Here is a 16111-nt window from a genome sequence, read left to right on the forward strand (position 1 = left end):
AATCCGGACCTGTACCGGTCGCCATGCCGGTTCGGCTTCAATCGCAGGTTCTGCTCGGGTCAGTGCCCGGACCGGATTGCCCATCCAGCACTCGGACAACCCGCGCTAACCGGCGACGCGATTGGCAAATGTCAGGACAGACCCTTCCGCCGCCTGCCCGTAATTGACAGACGCCAGCATCTGGCCTGTTTCGTCGTGCAACGTGATCAGGCCCTTGCGGTTCGACATTTGCATATGATGCACCGAGGCACGGGTAACAGCCACCTTCAGCACGGCTCCCGCATCAAGAACCACCGCGTTCACGGCCTGGGGACGCCCCATCTTGTCCCGCAGCTCATACCCCTCGAGATCGACGTCCGCGCCACCGGCGTTCCAGATTTCCACCCACTCGGTGCCCTGATCATCGCCGGGTGGATTGGGCAGCGCCGACAGGATGCGCAGCGGTCCGTCATTTTGTATTGCGACCGACCGGGGACGAACGACCACGCTGCCCGCATCGTCCGTGACGGTGCTGCCGTCTCCCAGGAACACCGGGTAGAACGATCGGATATGCGGACCGAGCGAGCCGTCGGCGGCAGTCTCGTGATACATCACGAGATCGAAATTGCCCTGTCCCAGCTGCACGCGTTTTTTCTGATTTGAAAGCAGACCATGCAGGCCCTCGTAATAGGCAAGGGTACCCAGCGCGAATTCACAGGCAGGGCTGCTGCCGACGAAAAAACCGCCCTTGCTCTTGAACAGTTCGGCAACCAGGTTGCCGGACATGTCCTGATGGTTCCAGATCATCTGCAAGGTCACCACATGCGGATTGTCCGGTCCCGGTCCACCGAGATCGTATTTGTAACCGAGGTAATCGACACGGTTGTTCAACTCATCGAGCGCGAATTTCACCCAGGAATGATAGCCGGAAATCTCCCCCTTCTCCGAAGCCGCGTTCGCCCCCTTCTTGTATTTGCCCTCCCCGACGAAGACATGTTCGAACCCGGTGCAGAAATGCGTCGACTTGCCTCTGAAGAAATTGGTGTAGACCTCGAACCACATTCGGAACAGCTCCTGCCGGAACCGGTCCCGCGTCATGTCCCTGACGAGCTCCGCAGACACGTGTTCGAAGGTGATCTGCATCGGCCGGCTGTCGATCACCAGGTCGAGAAAGGTCTCTATCTCGTCCCGCTCGGCAGGTGAGATCGTCTCCGGATCACGAAAGTTGACCGCAAAATTATCCAGAAGCCTTATGAAAGCGCGATAAAGCTCGCTGGCTTCCATCTTGCTGAAGTCGACCTTCGCAAAAAGCGGATTGGCCGCCAGATCAATCTGGCGCGACCCTTTTGCCTTCACCTGCTCGTCCAGAAAGATATCCGCAGTCGGGTCGGTCCAGTTGCCGGTCGCATCGCGCGTGGCGACGGTGAACCGGTCTGCATCCTCGCTCCAAATCGCTTGATAGATATGTTCAGACATGGCCACCTCAACCCAGAGTAAGGAAAAGAACGCTGCCACACCTTTATGACACGTCGATAACCTGACCGAAATCCCGGGCTCCCCCGCAAAGACAGAAAGACCGGCCTCGCGGCCGGTCTTCAGATTATCTCTGCCACATTTTCAGTGGTCCGTGCCCCGTGGATCAGAGCTGCAACTGATAGGATGCCGGCACGTAGCGGAAGCCACTGCCATTTGCCTCGACGTAGCCGACTGCCGGGAATGGCATGTGGTAGCCGACGAATGGGATCTTGTCGCTTGCCAACATGCCGAAAACGGACTTGCGGGTGGCCGCGGCACCTTCCTTGTCCATGTCGAAGCGAACTTCCCACTCCGGATGTGCCAGAGACCAGACGTAATGGTTGGCCGTGTCCGCCGTCAGGGCGAGCTGTTTGCCGTCGCTTTCCAGCATGTAGATCATGTGTCCGGGTGTATGTCCCGGTGCGGCCATCGCGGTGACGCCGCCCGTCACGCTGCCGCCGTCATCCAGGAAAGTCATCTTCTCCGCCAGCGGCTTGACATGACTTGCCATCAGCTTGGTAATGCCGTTGGCTTCGGCATCCATCGCCGCCCAGAAGTCATATTCCTTTTGCCCCGTCACGTAGCGGGCATTGGCAAAGGCCGGTGAACCACCTTCGACGAGCCCGCTGATATGATCGGGATGCATGTGCGTCAGCACCACCACGTCAACCTGTTCCGGTGTGTATCCTGCATTTTCCAGCGCCGCACGCATGTGGCCTCGGCCTGGCCGGGCACCTTCGCCGTTGCCGGTGTCGAACAGGATCAACTCATTGCCTGTGTTGACGAGCGTTGGTGTGAAACTGATCTGGAAAGTGTCGTTGGGCAGAAAGTTTTCGGCGTTGGTCTCGGAAAAAGTATCCGCATCCACATTCATTGCGAAGGTCTTCTGCGGATCGGTCAGGGAGACCGCACCGTCGTGCAACGTCGTCACCTCGAATCCTCCCACTGAGTAGCGAGCAACGGGCGCCGGCACAGAAGCCTGCTTTTCCGCTGCCGCATGGACAACCGTGGTTCCGGCGAGGCTTGCCCCGGCAAGCGCGCCTCCGGCACCCAGAAGGGCCGCGCGACGTGTGAGTTCAACTTTAATCTCTGTCATATTCCCACTCCCTGCAGTTCCAACGCATAAAAACTGTCCCGCGGTCGGCAACTTGCGCTTTCCGGCGGGACACAAAGTTTACGTCCGAGAAAATGGAATGGATGCCGGCACAGACAAGCGCGGGCCCGCATCTGACGGATAAACTTCGTGAGAGCAAGATAAAGAAAAAACAATTCAAGCGCTTAGGACGGCAACCCGGTCCACCGGATCGCTCGCCCTCTTCACGATGCAGTGAATGAAAAAAGGCGACCCATGGCCGCCTTTGATCTTGAACTGACTGGCCTTGCCCGCACTGATAGGCAGGCGCAGCTCCTAACGCTGAAGTCCCAGACCTGCTCCCGCACCGACGGCCAGCCGCGGGCTCGCAGCCGAACCGGTCGATGCCTGCACTGCCTGTTTCTTCTGGAACAGGCCGCGCTTTCCAGGCACTGGCTTGAAGGCATCCGTCAGGCCGACAACCGTTTCCGCCGCGCCGAGAACAAGATATCCGTCATCCGGCAGGGATTTTGCCAGCCGACCGAGAATTTCCGTCTTGGTTGTCTGATCGAAATAGATCAGCACGTTGCGGCAGAAGATGATGTCGAACTCGCCCAGATGCGTGAAGCTTTCCAGGAGGTTCAGCTTTTTCCATTCGATCATGGCGCGCATGCCGGCGTTGATCTGCCACATGTCACCCTTCTGCTCGAAATATTTCAGCAGCATCTGGATCGGCAGACCGCGCTGCACCTCGAACTGGCTGTAGAGACCGGTCTTGGCCTTTTCCAGAACCTCGTTGGACAGGTCGGTCCCCAGGATTCGGGTTCGCCAGCCGCTCATTTTGGCAGCGTCTTCCTTCAGGCAGATCGCAAGGGAATAAGGCTCCTGGCCTGTCGAGGCAGCCGCACACCAGATCTTGATCTGCTTGCGAGTCGCGCGGCTTTGAAGCAGCGCCGGCAGCATCGTGTCCTTGAAGTGATCAAACGGTGTCTTGTCACGGAAGAAGAACGACTCGTTGGTCGTCATCGCTTCAACGACATCCGTTTCCAGCGCACGGTTGGTGCCGCGCTGAAGCTGCTGGATCACCGCACTCAGCGTTTCCAGCTTGGAACTGCGTGCGATCGGCAGAAGACGGCTTTCGACCAGGTACTGCTTGTCGTTTGACAGCACCAGACCGGAGCGGGTCTTCAGGAAGTTTTTCAGAAACTCGAACTCGCTCGGGGTCATCTCGTGTTCCCCTTCAGAACGCGCGAGATCTTCGGGCCGATCTCCTTCAAAGGTAGAATTTCACTGCAAACGCCCGTTTGTGCAGCAGCGCCCGGCATACCCCAGACCACGCTTGTGGCTTCGTCCTGCGTAATCACGCTGCCACCGCCCGCCGCAATGGTCTTGACGCCTTCGGCGCCGTCGTGCCCCATTCCGGTCAGGATGACAGCAAGGCTTGCGGAACCGAAAACCTTGGCAACACTGTCGAACAGGGGATCGACCGCAGGCTTGCAGAAATTGACTGGAGGGCCGTCGGTCAGCCGGATCTTGGCAACGCCGCCGTCCTTTTCCACGATCATGTGCTTGCCGCCTGGCGCGACATAAATGTTGCCGGGCTTCAGCAATTCGCCATCTTCACCTTCCTTGGACGGACGCAGGGCAGCCTTGCCCATGTGCTCGGCCAGAATTGCGGTGAAAGTTGGCGGCATATGCTGGGTGATGACGACCGGCACATCGTTCATGGCCGTCCCCACTTCGCGCATGACTTCCTGCAAGGCCTGCGGACCGCCCGTGGAAGAACCGATCGCAAGGATGCGCGGACGCGCGGATGAATAGGGACGGGTCTGATATCTTGCGGCACCTGCGGCAGCTGCTGCTGGTTGCCGGAAGCTCGCCCGCGTATCCGTTGCCGGACGTGCAGAAATCGGCCTGACCGGTTGCGCTGTGCGGCCGGCGCTGGTTTCGGCGCGCATGGTGCGAGCCGGGCCGCGCATGCGGATGGCCCGGGCGCCGAGCGCCTTGACCTTCTCGATCAGTTCGCGCCGGAAATCGATTGATGTCGTGACTTCGGAGGTGGATTCCGGCTTAGGCACATAGTCGGCAGCGCCGAGCGACAGGGCCTTCAAGCTGATTTCCGCGTTCCGGCGGGTCAATGTCGATGCCATGATCACGACAAGGTCGCGCTTCTTTGCCAGCATGAGCGGCAAGGCCGTCATGCCGTCCATTTCCGGCATTTCGATATCCAGGACGACAACGTCCGGATTGCTTTTTTCGATATCTTCTACAGCAAGCTTGCCGTTGCGGTGCGAGCTGACGACTTTCAGACTTTTGTCTTCACCGAGCCAGCGTGTCAAAAGTCCGCGGATGACGACGGCGTCATCTACGACCATGACCTTGATGGGGTCGCTGCCCGGACTCGTGCCCGCAGTTATGCTTCTTTGCGCAAACGCCATTTAGACTGCCCAACTCGAAACTAGATAAGACCGACTTCCTGAAACTTGGCTTCCACGATTTCGCGGTCAAACGGTTTCATGATGTACTCGTTGGCACCGGCGCGAATGGCACGGGCGATGTGAGCCACATCGTTTTCAGTCGTGCAGAATACGACGATCGGGTTTTCCCCGCCTTCTTCCGCCCGCAGGCTGGTCAGGAATTCCAGCCCGTCCATAACGGGCATGTTCCAATCCAGCAGGATCGCGTCCGGCATCGTCTTACGGCATTCGTCAAGCGCCTGCTGGCCGTCTTCCGCTTCGGTAATCTCGAAATTCATATCCTCGAGAATGCGGCGGGCCACCTTCCGGATGACGCTTGAGTCATCTACTACGAGGCACTGTTTCATCAGGCGTAACTCCACTCAACGGCCATTCTGGCCTTGTTATGCTGCTGCCATGGGTTCGGTGAACATCGCGCCAAGCAGACGGTCGACATCCAGGATGACCATCAACCGGCCGTCCAGGCGATGCACGCCTCCGGAAATCTCTGCCCAGCGGCGATCCAGGTTCGACGGGTTGGGCTCTGCCGACGCGGACGGCAGGGTGAGCACCTCGCCCACCGTGTCGATGACAAGGCCGTAGCTTTCCTGCTTGTACTCGATGCCCACAGCCATCATCTGCCCTTCCTTGAGAGGAGGCAAGTGCAGGCGGCGGCGCATGTTGATCGCGGTCACGATGCGTCCGCGGAGATTCAGGACGCCCTGAACCTCGGGAGCGGACATCGGCACCCGTGTCACGCTTTCCGGCACGAACACGTCATGAACCTGGGAAATGGGCAGACCGAACAACTGGCCGCCGATGACCACGGTTACATACTGGATCATGTCACTTGCGGCTTTTTGCTCCGCGGTCAGTTTGTGTTCCAGCACACTCATGCTGCAGCTCCCATTTCACCGGAGAAGACGTCTTTCAGGGCAGCGATCAGGCCCGGGCGGTCGAATTTGGCGACATAGTCGTCAAAGCCTGCCTGGCGGCCGCGTTCGATCGAGGCCGGCGTCACCATGGACGACAGGGCCAGGATCGGAATGTTGCGGAACCGGGGATCGCGGCGCAGCGATTCACAGAACTCGAAGCCGTTGATTTCCGGCATTTCGATGTCGCTGACGATCGCATGGAACTTGTCGCCGTTCTCCAGAAGCTCGAACGCCTGATGTGGACCGGTGCAGGTCGTCACATCATAGCCGGCCGCCTTCAGAACCGGTGTCAACATGTTGCGGAAGAAGGACGAGTCGTCCACGAAGAGAACCTTCTTCGTCAGCGCCTCGATATCCATTTCCTTGCGCATGAACCAGTCTTCGAAGGCCTGCGGCAGGTAGTAGCCGAGGTCGATGATCTCGGTCGCACGTTCCTTGACCACGGCGGAACCGAGGATGCCTGGACGTTCCGAACCGACTTCGATGTTCATGCGGTCCTCGACAATGTCGACGATCTCGTCGACCACGAGGCCCATGGAGCGGCCCGCGTCGGAGAACACCAGCATCGGCTGGGTGCCTTCCGATTTGTGGCAGTCGCCCTCGTTCAGATAGACAAGCGGCATGAGCGCGCCACGGTACTGGACCAGATCGCGGCCATTGGACCGTTCGATCTTGGAAACCTCGAATTCCTCCAGGCGCGTGACCAGCGACAGCGGCACGGCTTTCGGTTCCGGCGCACCGGCACGGAACAGCAGCAGCGAGATCGAACTCTGGCCCGAAACCGCACGGCTCTGCAGGTCTTCCCGTTCGTCTTCCTGGTTTTCGGTAACCGCGCTCGTAGCGTGGCTTGCCATGGCGCCGGCGATGCCGTTCGGATCGATGATCATGATCACCGAGCCGTCGCCCAGGATGGTGTTGCCGGAGAACATGCCGAGGTTGCGCAGCATCGTCGACATCGGCTTGACCACGATTTCTTCCGTATGGAAGACACCGTCGACAACCACACCGAATGTTTGGCTGCCCACCTGCATGACAACGATGAAGCCGTTGTCCGCATCGATGGCCTCATCCGCGTTTTCGCCCTCATAGATACCCAGGAGCTGGGACAGGTGCACCAGCGGCAGCAGCTTGTTGCGCAAGCGCAGCACCGGAGTGTCCTTGATCCGCTCTATACGGTGTTCCGAATTGGTCTGTACGCGGACCAGTTCGACAACGGACAGCTGCGGGATCGCGAACCGGTCGCCGCCGGCTTCGACGATCAGCGTCGAAACGATGGCAAGCGTCAGCGGGATCTTGATGATGAAGCTCGAACCTTTGCCCTGGGTAGAGCGCAGGTCGACCGTACCGCCGATCAGTTCGATGTTATTGCGAACCACGTCCATGCCGACGCCGCGGCCGGACACGCTCGTGACCTTTGCAGCGGTGGAGAACCCTGCCGCGAAGATGAACTTGTGGATCTGGGCGTCCGTCATCTTGTCGACTTCGGCTTCCGACGCCAGGCCGCGTTCAACGACCTTCGCCTTCACCTTGTCAACGTCGATGCCCTTACCGTCATCGCGAACTTCGATGATGATGTGGCCGCCTTCATGATAGGCCGCCAGGGTGATGGTGCCCTTTTCCGGCTTGCCGGCGGAGCGGCGTTCATCCGGACGCTCAAGACCATGGTCGGCCGAGTTGCGGACCATGTGTGTGAGCGGATCCTTGATCATCTCAAGAACCTGGCGGTCCAGTTCGGTATCCGCACCGATCATTTCCAGTTCGATCGGCTTTTCAAGTTCCTGGCTGAGATCGCGAACGATGCGCGGCAGTTTCTGCCAGGCATTGCCGATCGGCTGCATGCGCGTCGCCATGACGCCTTCCTGCAGCTCGGCAGTTACATTCGACAGGCGCTGCAACGGCACCTTGAATTCACTGTCCTCGTGACGGCGCACGATTTCCAGAAGCTGGTTCCGGGTCAGCACGAGTTCGGACACCATGGTCATCAGGTGTTCGAGCGTGTCGACCGCAACGCGGATGCTCTGGTTGGAGACACCGCCGCCGGAAGCCTTCTTCTCGCCGCCTTCGCCACCGGATTTCTTCGCCGGGGTCTTGGCAGCCGCCTTGGCTTCGGCCTTGACCGCAATGGGAGCGGGCTCGGGCTCATCGGCTTCGTCGACGATTTCTTCCGCTTCCGGTGTTACCGGCTCAGCGATATCGACTTCAACTTCTGTCTCGCGGAAGGCGCGTTCCAGTTCGTCCAGCGACACTTCACCGGGACGGAGCGGGCGCTCAAGGGCCTGCTCGGCAGAAGCATCGTCCGCAGGTACTTCCATCTCGGGTTCAACGGCTTCTGCGACGGGTTCGGCGGCCGGAGCTTCCACCGCGGCGGCGCCACCTTTCATGGCAGCGTCAGCCTTCGCTGACATCTCTTCCAGCTGACCGATCAGCTCACTGTCGTCGCCTTGCGGCTCTTCACCTTCAGCAGCTTCCAGCTCACCCAGAATGTCCTTGATCTGGTCGATCGAGGTCAGAATGAGAGAAACAGCTTCTTGTGTGACAGGAGCGCCATCGCGGAACTTGCCCATGAGGGTTTCAGCCGCGTGTGCTATACCTTCAAGACGGGGAAGACCCAGGAAGCCACAGGTGCCCTTGATCGTGTGCACCAGGCGAAAAATATTATCTAGGATAGTAGCGTTGTTCGGTTCCTGCTCGAATTTTACGAGCTCAACGTCAACAACATCGAGACTTTCGTTGGTCTCGGTAATGAATTCCCTGAGGAGGTCGTCCATGGCCTGCTCTCACCCGACTTGTTACTGGTTCCGCATCCCAAACGGGACGTCTGGACCGAGAAGTCCATGAGAGCTAGGTTGACGGCAAACAGTTAAGATACGCTGAAGCGGGTGGAGACTTTTGGGTACCTTGGTTATTCTGCCAGAAGGGCCGTAATTTTTACCAACTCTTCTTGTTTATCTATCGTTAATACCATGCCGCATTCACGGGCGAGCAGCAACGTGTAGATCGGCTGGACCGAATGCGCATCGACCCGCTCAGGCTCTTCTCCGCCAAGGGTTTCCTTCATTCCGAGAGGAATGCGCGGATTGAGACCACTGGCCTGAAGCGTGAACGTCGGCGATTGTGGGTCGCCTTCCATTTCAACCTTGATTTCACCGCCGCGCGGAACACACTGGTTGGCGATGAGAATAAGGTTAAGAAGTAGTTTTACGTAGTTCTTCGGCATCAGGTGCCGGGTCAGTTGCCAATTTAAATCGGATTTTTCGTTTTCCATGAACCCGGTAGCAACGACCTGGGCGTCCCCGAGGTCGATTTCCGCGCCGGCCGAGCCGGCGGCACCGAAGGCAAGACGGGCAAACTGAAGTTTAGCCGACGCCTGACGCGCGCTCTTGCGGATAAGGTCCATGGCGAATTCGCGCATGTCCTCCGAGCCTTCCTCGTCCAGCACTTCCAACCCGTTGGTTATCGCACCGACGGGAGAAATGATGTCGTGGCAGACGCGGCTGGCCACCAGGGCGGCAAGATCAAGAGAGGAAAGCTCTTTTAGTGCAGACATGGCGTTTTAAGGCTCTTCTTGAGGAGGCGGCAGAAACTGATTCGATATACTGGTCGCAAGGGTTACACATCCGCACAGCGGCTGCCAAGGCAGCGGCGGACTGCAAAACATGTCATCCAGATGAAAGTTTGCCCCGAAATCCGCCTTTTCCGGCGCCGGGCTGCCGTTTGACCGGGGGACCGTCTACCGCATCGGGACGCAGCCGACCCGTTCGGCATTGTCCTGGGCCGCCGTCATCAGCTGGCTGCCATTGACGACGAACAGGAACCGGTTGACCACGGAATGGAAAAACACCAGGTGACCGTCGACGATGGCATAGATGAACGGATTGCCCGTAGTGGCAAAGCCTTCGGCCAGCGCATGAGCGCCGCAGCCGGCAAACAGAGGTGCATATGCGTCCGGATCACGAGCGAAGGCGGCAAGATTGCCTTCGTTGACAAAGATCCATTCGGTGCCGCCCCATTTGTGTACATGCTCCCGCTTGCCCTTGCGCGGATACCCGTCGACGAAATAGCTCACCGGATCATGGCCGCCCATGGCGTATCCGGTGATCGGGTCGGGCACGAAAACCTGGGGACGTGCGAAGACTTTCCCCGCAAAATGACAGGAGAGCAGGATCAATACAGCGCAAAGACATAACCTTGTCTTTTTTTGAGGCCAGCTTTCCATTGATTCGGCTTATGTAAGGTGCACCATCTCATGCGAATCAGCATGATATTGCGTCAGTTTAACATTGCGGTCTGGCCGAACGGCAACAATCGGCGCGGCCAACAGAATTTGGGAGAATATCGAATGGCACAAAGTTCCCGGCGAGTTGTATCCCTGATATCGGCTGCGTTCCTGGCCTTGTGCGCATTTGTGTTTTCCAACCCGGCTTTTTCCCAGACGTCCGGCAACGAGCCGATTGCATCGGGACAGACCTATGACCAGGACGAAATCCTGCAGGCCGGCCACCAGTTCTTCGGCTCCGTGTCAGGCGGTCTTGCGTCCGTTGTCGAAAAGGCCTTCTCCAGTTACGGCGAACCGAATGGATACATCCTGGGTGAAGAAGGTTCGGGCGCACTCATCGCCGGTGCGCGTTATGGTGAGGGCAACCTCTATACCCGCAATGCCGGCACTCACAAATTGTTCTGGCAGGGGCCGTCCGTCGGCTGGGATTTCGGCGCGGATGGCGCCCGGGTGATGATGCTGGTCTATAACCTGCCCACCGTGAACTCCGTCTACACGCGCTTTGCCGGTGTCAACGGATCGGCCTATCTGGTCGGCGGTGTCGGCATGACCGTGCTGTTGAACAATGAAATCGTGCTTGTGCCCGTGCGGGCCGGCGTCGGCGCCCGTCTCGGGCTGAACATGGGTTACCTGAAGTTCACGGAAAAGCCGACCTGGAACCCGTTCTAAACGGACGGATCGGACGATCACGGCAATCTTTGGACGAAGCCGGGTTGCATTCGTTCCTCGGACGAGACTTGGCGGCAGCTCCGCTGTCGTCTAATGATGGAGTTGTGGGCGTTTTTCAAGACGTAACCGGGAGCCGGACTTGATTGAAGCAGCGATGTATGTGGCGCTGGGGTTTTGCACCGCCGGCCTGATTGGACTGGCAATCCTGCCCGCATTTTATCGCCGGGCCGCCCGACTGACCGAAGAAGCCCTGCGCGCCGTCAATCCGACCAGCTACGCCGAAGTCCGGGCCGCCCAGGACCAGGAGCGCGCGCGCCATGCCGTCGAGCTGCGCCGGGTTGAAAAGCGCCTCGACAGCGAACGCGAGAAAGCCGCCAAATATCTGCTTGAAGCCACGCGGATGCGGACGGAAGTCGACGACCTGACGAAAGCCCACAAGAACACCGTCTCCGGCCTGGAAGCCCAAATTGCCGCCCAGGCCAGCGATCAGCACGCAGTCGACCTGCTGTCCTCTGAAGTGACCTCCTTGAAAAAGAAACTGTCGGAGGCAGAAAGGGCTCTTGCGGAGAGCTGGACCAGTGGCCCCGACAACAAACCGGAGACGAAGGCTTCCGAGCAGGCTGAAGACGACAGCGGCTGGCTGCCTGCATCCGGCACCATGGCGCTTGCGACCATCACCGGGCTCGAGGCAGAAGTTGCAACGCTGAAGGCCAAGCTGGCCCGCTATGAGCCGACGGTTGCGGGGCAGATGGATGCCGCGCGCAGCGAAACCGCCAAATCGAGGCTCGCGGAACTGGAAGCCCAGCTGGTCGATACGGAATCCAATTATGTTTCCGCGCAGGCGGAAGTCACCCGTCTGTCGCTGATGCTGGAGGCGGCCAGGATTCCGGAAAACGATCGCCAAAAGCATCTGAATGCCGAGCTGGAAAAGCTGTCGGTCGAAAACGCGCGCCACCAGGCGGATGCGATCGAAAAGGGCCGCGCGCTGCAGCGGATCACCGGCCAGATGGCGAAGCTGCAAAAGGATCTCGCTTCGGTTCCCGCCCTTGCGGACCTGCGCCGCGATTTCAGGGCCCTTGCTGCAAAGCTCACCGCTGACGAGCCCGCTGCGGTCAAGCCGGCCGCCACCCTCTCCCCTGATCAGCCTTCAGCTCCGTTCGCTGTGCGCAACACACAGGCTGCAGTGCCAGCCGGGGTCAACTCCCCGACAGACCAGCCAGAGCCGAAGACAGAAGCGACGTCCGAAGAGGCCTCGCCAAAGGCAGACGCAGCTGCCGAAAAGGGGGCACCCCAGTCTCAGGCCAAGTCCGCGGATATCGCGAACGCCGCAGAGGCGCTCGTAAGCAGGATCGTCGCCTCCAGCCGGAGCAAATCCAAGCCAAGTGCCGAGACCAAGTCGGCAACCACCACGGCTGCGCAAGACAGCGACCAAAAAACGAAAGCCACGAAACAAAAAAAGAAAGATGTGGCTTGATCTGACATGGCCGCTCCGGTCATCTAGTCCGATGGACAGTCGTCCGAAAACTGAACGAATTTGACGCGCTGAGCTCCTCATCTGCATTTCCAGTTCGCAGATGCTGGTCGCTGTCAGCCCGAATTGCACTGGATGAAGCTGCGGTAAATGTTGATCGAACGCCACAACGCCATTCTCGAACTCGCCCGGCAGATGGGCCGTGTCAGCGTCGACGATCTCGCCCGGCGGTTCGACGTCAGTCCGCAGACAATCCGCAAGGACCTGAACGAGCTGTGCGACCGGCGCCTGCTGGCGCGTACCCATGGCGGGGCCCTGCTGTCTTCCGGCATCGAGAATGTCGGCTATGAGGCCCGCAGGATCATCTCCAGCCGCGAAAAGGCGGACATCGGCGAGAAGGTCGCCTCCCTCATTCCCGACAACGCTTCCATCTTCATAAACATCGGCACCACGACGGAAGCCGTTGCCCAAGCGCTGCTGCAGCACCGCGGCCTGATGGTAATCACCAACAACATCAATGTCGCCAGCCTGATGCGCGGCTACTCCCAGATCGAAGTGGTCATCGCCGGGGGCGTCTTGCGCCATTCCGACGGCGGGATCGTCGGCGAGGCTGCGGTCGACTTCATGCGTCAGTTCAAGGTCGACTTTGCCGTGATCGGCGCCTCTGCGATCGATCCGGACGGGTCTCTGCTCGATTACGACTATCGGGAAGTGAAGGTCACCAAGACCATCATGGACAACGCACGCCACGTCATTCTGGCTGCTGACAGCACCAAATTCGAACGCACCGCACCGGTTCGCGTCGGTCATCTGCGCCAGGTCAGCACCTTCGTCACGGATTATTGCCCCTCGCCCGACTTTGCGCAGATTGCGGAAGAGGCGGAGGTTGACCTGATCGAGACCGGACAACAGGAAGACCACATCACCGGCTGATCGGATTTTCCGATACGCGAACCCGGTGCACAAACGGGTTGAGAACCTGTGCGCAGGGTGTGGATATGCTGTTGGTGCCTTGGGGAAAAATGGCACGCCCAACGGGACTCGAACCCGTGTTTCCGCCGTGAAAGGGCGGCGTCCTAGACCGCTAGACGATGGGCGCGCGGGGCTTGAGAAGTTCACTGTCTCAAGCCGAGGACCGTGCGTATAAGGCTGCATGAAAAAAGACGCAAGCCCTAATTTTCATTTTTATGTCACATGCCTGTTCATAACCGCGCCGGACAGGCACGACGCTGCGTCAGCGCGCGACAAAATCCGTGCGGCCCAATTGTTTTCCTGTGACAGGATCGAACCGCAGCAATGCCGTTTTGCTGCCTTCGCGCACCAGAACCATCAACAGTCCGCCCGAGATGTTTGCCTGCAGGATTTCCGCGTCAGCACCAACCGCCACTGTCGCGGCGTATTGATCAGCGGAAACATCGGTCTTATTGGAGTTGATCTTGTAGAGAATTGCTGCAAAGACAGCGATAAAGCCGGCGATCATGACGAGGGACGAGCCGAGCAGCAGACGCTTCAGCTTGGCCTGGATGCGTTCGGCCGCTGGATCAAGCGGCTTTTCACCCGGCCCCTCATCCCGATAATCAGGTTGTGACATGACAGACAATTCCCTCGAGTATCCGGCCGGTCTGGACCAGGATTTCAGTTTAACAGTTGATGCAGCCGATGCCGGGAAACGGCTGGATGCGGTGCTGGCGGCTCATCTGGAAGCCCTTAGCCGCAACAGGATCCAGTCCCTGATCAAATCCGGGGACGTCACCGTCGGCGGCGCGAAAATAGTGGAGCCGAAATACCGGGTCAATGAAGGCGATGCCCTGACCCTCACTTTGCCGCAGGCCGAAGACCCCGAGCCCAAGGGCGAGGACATTCCTATCACGGTCGTCTTTGAGGACGAACACCTGATCGTGGTCGACAAACCGGCCGGGCTCGTCGTCCATCCAGGCGCGGGCAACTGGACCGGTACACTCGTCAACGCGCTCATTCATCATTGCGGCGACAGCCTGTCGGGGATCGGCGGCGTCAAGCGCCCCGGCATCGTCCACCGGATCGACAAGGACACCTCCGGATTACTGGTCGTCGCAAAGACGGACCAGGCCCATAAAGGCCTTGCGGCCCAATTTGCGGACCACGGCCGCACGGGGCCGCTGGAACGTGCCTATTCGGCTCTGGTCTGGGGCGCGCCCTCCGGCCTGAAGGGTACGATCAACGCAAATCTGGCACGCTCGCAGGCCAACCGGCAGAAGATTGCCGTCGTCAAGACCTCCGGCCGCCATGCCATCACCCACTGGCAGGTGAAGGAACGCTTCGGCAACGCCGAACAGCCGGCACTCGCTGCGCTGATGGAATGCCGCCTTGAAACAGGACGGACCCACCAGATTCGTGTGCACATGGCCCATATCGGCCACCCGCTGATCGGAGACGATGATTACGGGTCGGGGTTCAAGACCAAGTCCAACCGGCTCGACGAACCGCTCAAAAGCATCGTCAACGGCTTCCACCGGCAGGCCTTGCACGCCGGTCTGCTGGCTTTCGAACACCCTGTAAACGGTAAAACCTTGCGCTTTGAGAGCCCTTACCCGGCTGATTTCGCAAAACTTTTGTCCGGATTACAAAAATTTTAGGATACGTTTTCGTTTTCTGACCATGCAATCGGCCAATTTGGACCTATATTAACAGCTCTTGTGTGCCTGAACGGACACTATTGTGCGTCCGCCTTCCCTCAGAAATGGCTTGCTTGCGTATCACTGCGGGGCAGCGGAAGGAAGGGGTCGCAAACTTGACGAAAGGGGGTGCATGATATGGCCCAAAACGTTCCGACGCTTACAGCAGGGGAAGGCGGTCTCAGCCGGTATCTGGACGAGATTCGCAAGTTTCCGATGCTTCAGCCACAGGAAGAGTACATGCTCGCCAAGCGCTATAAAGAGCATGAGGATCCTGAAGCTGCCGAACGCCTGGTCAATTCCCATCTACGCCTCGTTGCCAAGATTGCCATGGGTTACCGCGGTTACGGCCTGCCGATCGGAGAAGTCGTCTCCGAAGGCAATGTCGGCCTGATGCAAGCGGTCAAGCGCTTTGAGCCGGACAAGGGTTTCCGACTCGCGACCTATGCCATGTGGTGGATCAAGGCAGCCATCCAGGAATACATCCTGAGGTCATGGTCCCTCGTGAAAATGGGGACCACAGCCAATCAGAAACGCCTGTTCTTCAACCTGCGTCGCCTCAAGGGCAAGATCCAGGCGCTGGACGAGGGCGATCTGAAGCCGCATCAGGTATCGGAAATTGCCACCAAGCTCGGTGTGTCCGAGGAGGAAGTGGTGTCCATGAACCGCCGTCTCGGCGGTGATGCCAGCCTGAACGCACCCGTGCGCGCGGAAGCCGATGCCGGCGAATGGCAGGACTGGCTAGTCGATGAAAGCGACAGTCAGGAAACCCTGCTCGCCAATCAGGAAGAGCTGGACATGCGTCGCAAGATGCTGAACGACGCAATGGATGTCCTCAACGAGCGCGAACGCCGCATCTTCGAAGCGCGCCGCCTCTCGGAAGACCCGATGACGCTGGAAGACCTTTCTGGCGAGTTCGGTGTCAGCCGTGAACGTGTGCGCCAGATTGAAGTCCGCGCGTTCGAGAAGGTTCAGAAAGCCGTGCGCAACAGCGCCCGCACCATGGACCAGCCTGCCGCCTGAGACACGCTGCCATAGAGAAACAAAAAAAGCGCTGAAGCCTGGCTCCAGCGCTTTTCTTTTG

At 59.1% G+C, this 16111-nt stretch carries 15 protein-coding genes and 1 tRNA gene; 5 read left to right on the top strand and 11 right to left on the bottom strand.

Going from position 1 to position 16111, the window contains the following annotated elements; all coding sequences use genetic code 11:
- Nucleotides 1-105 precede the first annotated feature (105 nt).
- The 9 genes from ACYQ54_RS09130 to ACYQ54_RS09170 all read right to left on the bottom strand — a co-directional run bounded on the left by ACYQ54_RS09130 (nt 106) and on the right by ACYQ54_RS09170 (nt 10041).
- Nucleotides 106-1455 (bottom strand): lamin tail domain-containing protein, encoded by a 1350-nt coding sequence (locus ACYQ54_RS09130; protein WP_460081290.1) that lies wholly within the window; start codon nt 1453-1455, stop codon nt 106-108.
- A 163-nt stretch (nt 1456-1618) separates the two neighbouring features.
- Nucleotides 1619-2590, bottom strand: coding sequence for an MBL fold metallo-hydrolase (locus tag ACYQ54_RS09135; protein WP_460081292.1), 972 nt, complete (start codon nt 2588-2590; stop codon nt 1619-1621).
- A gap of 312 nt (nt 2591-2902) precedes the next feature.
- Nucleotides 2903-3793 carry a CheR family methyltransferase gene (locus ACYQ54_RS09140; RefSeq protein WP_460081294.1) on the bottom strand — a complete coding sequence of 297 codons (891 nt, stop codon included), beginning with the start codon at nt 3791-3793 and terminating at the stop codon, nt 2903-2905.
- On the bottom strand, nt 3790-5004 hold the full coding sequence (locus ACYQ54_RS09145; RefSeq protein WP_460081295.1) for a protein-glutamate methylesterase/protein-glutamine glutaminase: 1215 nt from the start codon (nt 5002-5004) through the stop codon (nt 3790-3792). Before ACYQ54_RS09145 ends, ACYQ54_RS09140 begins: the two co-directional genes overlap by 4 nt.
- Before the next feature lie 20 nt (nt 5005-5024).
- Nucleotides 5025-5390, bottom strand: coding sequence for a response regulator (locus tag ACYQ54_RS09150; RefSeq protein WP_006932059.1), 366 nt, complete (start codon nt 5388-5390; stop codon nt 5025-5027).
- A 36-nt stretch (nt 5391-5426) separates the two neighbouring features.
- Nucleotides 5427-5918 carry a chemotaxis protein CheW gene (locus ACYQ54_RS09155; RefSeq protein WP_023003411.1) on the bottom strand — a complete coding sequence of 164 codons (492 nt, stop codon included), beginning with the start codon at nt 5916-5918 and terminating at the stop codon, nt 5427-5429.
- The gene (locus ACYQ54_RS09160) at nt 5915-8725 is read right to left on the bottom strand and encodes a hybrid sensor histidine kinase/response regulator (protein WP_460081299.1); all 2811 of its coding nucleotides are present in this window, start codon (nt 8723-8725) and stop codon (nt 5915-5917) included. Before ACYQ54_RS09160 ends, ACYQ54_RS09155 begins: the two co-directional genes overlap by 4 nt.
- Before the next feature lie 134 nt (nt 8726-8859).
- The gene (chpT, locus tag ACYQ54_RS09165; protein WP_460081301.1) at nt 8860-9504 is read right to left on the bottom strand and encodes a histidine phosphotransferase ChpT; all 645 of its coding nucleotides are present in this window, start codon (nt 9502-9504) and stop codon (nt 8860-8862) included.
- A 183-nt stretch (nt 9505-9687) separates the two neighbouring features.
- The gene (locus ACYQ54_RS09170) at nt 9688-10041 is read right to left on the bottom strand and encodes a YHS domain-containing (seleno)protein (protein ID WP_460081303.1); all 354 of its coding nucleotides are present in this window, start codon (nt 10039-10041) and stop codon (nt 9688-9690) included.
- Nucleotides 10042-10296: 255 nt separating this feature from the next.
- Between ACYQ54_RS09170 and ACYQ54_RS09175 the strand changes: the two genes are divergently transcribed.
- The 3 genes from ACYQ54_RS09175 (at nt 10297) to ACYQ54_RS09185 (ending at nt 13306) form a co-directional block, all read left to right on the top strand.
- Nucleotides 10297-10902 (top strand): DUF1134 domain-containing protein, encoded by a 606-nt coding sequence (locus ACYQ54_RS09175; RefSeq protein ID WP_460081305.1) that lies wholly within the window; start codon nt 10297-10299, stop codon nt 10900-10902.
- Nucleotides 10903-11041: 139 nt separating this feature from the next.
- Nucleotides 11042-12376: a hypothetical protein gene (locus ACYQ54_RS09180; RefSeq protein ID WP_460081307.1), complete on the top strand. Its 1335-nt coding sequence runs from the start codon at nt 11042-11044 to the stop codon at nt 12374-12376.
- A gap of 147 nt (nt 12377-12523) precedes the next feature.
- Nucleotides 12524-13306 carry a DeoR/GlpR family DNA-binding transcription regulator gene (locus tag ACYQ54_RS09185; protein ID WP_460081309.1) on the top strand — a complete coding sequence of 261 codons (783 nt, stop codon included), beginning with the start codon at nt 12524-12526 and terminating at the stop codon, nt 13304-13306.
- Nucleotides 13307-13396: 90 nt separating this feature from the next.
- Here ACYQ54_RS09185 and ACYQ54_RS09190 read toward each other — a convergent pair.
- Nucleotides 13397-13472, bottom strand: a tRNA-Glu gene (locus ACYQ54_RS09190).
- A gap of 135 nt (nt 13473-13607) precedes the next feature.
- Entirely contained in the window at nt 13608-13964 is a 357-nt protein-coding gene (locus ACYQ54_RS09195; protein ID WP_460081311.1) for a hypothetical protein, read from the bottom strand.
- Here ACYQ54_RS09195 and ACYQ54_RS09200 point away from each other — a divergent pair.
- Together ACYQ54_RS09200 and rpoH are read left to right on the top strand one after the other, a co-directional pair.
- A complete protein-coding gene (locus ACYQ54_RS09200) occupies nt 13963-14988 on the top strand; it encodes an RluA family pseudouridine synthase (RefSeq protein WP_460081312.1) in 1026 nt (341 codons plus the stop codon). The two genes, ACYQ54_RS09195 and ACYQ54_RS09200, sit on opposite strands and share 2 nt — an antisense overlap.
- 177 nt (nt 14989-15165) lie before the next feature.
- Complete coding sequence (gene rpoH / locus ACYQ54_RS09205; RefSeq protein ID WP_006932070.1) at nt 15166-16050, top strand: RNA polymerase sigma factor RpoH; 885 nt, start codon at nt 15166-15168, stop codon at nt 16048-16050.
- The last annotated feature ends 61 nt before the right edge of the window (nt 16051-16111 follow it).

The sequence above is a fragment of the Roseibium sp. LAB1 genome (assembly GCF_054658235.1).